General features: G+C 47.9%; 1 protein-coding gene. It reads left to right on the top strand.

What is annotated here, in order from left to right:
• Positions 1 to 267 (top strand): hypothetical protein (locus CWC14_RS19250; protein WP_171036888.1); only part of this gene is annotated, 267 nt, incomplete at both ends.

Here is a 267-nt window from a genome sequence, read left to right as displayed (position 1 = left end):
GCAAGCGGCGATATACAACAAAGATTGGTCACTTGCTCTGATGCTTAATGCCGCGCTACCAAGGGCTATCTCGCGCCTATTGCAAAGAGCTGATATTGCCATGCAAGCTCAGCAACCTGAGGTTTTATCGCGAACCATAGCGGCATTAAGTGAAGCCGAGTTAAATATAGAACAAGAGCAGCAGTTACTTGTGCTTATGGCTTATGCCTCGACTTACTCTCAGCAATGGCGTCAACGCCTGTATGATCACTCATTGCAACACGCCGA

Source organism: Pseudoalteromonas sp. S3260, assembly GCF_005886925.1.
Lineage (GTDB): Bacteria > Pseudomonadota > Gammaproteobacteria > Enterobacterales > Alteromonadaceae > Pseudoalteromonas > Pseudoalteromonas tetraodonis.
This window is presented reverse-complemented; position numbering and strand designations above follow the sequence as displayed.